The organism is Halorubrum sp. Atlit-28R (assembly GCF_003665955.1).
GTDB classification, from domain to species: Archaea; Halobacteriota; Halobacteria; order Halobacteriales; family Haloferacaceae; genus Halorubrum; species Halorubrum tropicale.
On sequence record NZ_QPLS01000149.1, the window covers coordinates 1 to 511 of the forward strand.

The 511-nt window shown below is 59.7% G+C and carries 1 protein-coding gene; it reads right to left on the reverse strand.

Going from position 1 to position 511, the window contains the following annotated elements; all coding sequences use genetic code 11:
* Positions 1–511, reverse strand: a 511-nt coding sequence (locus DVK06_RS17250; RefSeq protein WP_121601143.1) for a 7-cyano-7-deazaguanine synthase, incomplete at both ends; no start/stop codon positions are given.

Genomic DNA, 511 nt, shown 5'->3' on the forward strand with positions numbered 1-511 from the left:
GGTAGCACGACCACGTGTGCTCGAAGGGAACGCCGAGTTCGGGACCGCGGCGGGCGATATCTGTCTTCGCATCGTGGACGAAGGGTACTTCGAGCGAGATGTGCGTGTCGGGTTTCGTGCCGACATCGACCATCGTCTCGAACGCATCGAAAAACTCGGGACGACAATCCGGATAGCCCGAGTAGTCCTCGGAGTGTGCGCCGACGAAAACAGCGTCACAGTCGTTGGCTTCGGCGTAGGAGACGGCCATCGACAGGAGGTTCGCGTTCCGGAATGGGACGTAGGAGGTGGGGACTTCGTCGGACTCCATGTCGGCGTCTTCGACCGCCATCGAGTCGTCGGTGAGGGACGACGCGCCGATTTGTTTCAGGTGACTCGTCTCGATGTGAAGGAAGTCGTTGGCGTCGAGTTCGTCTGCAAGCGCACGAGCGCACTCGTACTCCTTCGATTCGGTTTTCTGCCCGTACGAGGTGTGGAGCGCGTAAATATCGTATCCGCGTTCCTTGGCTTC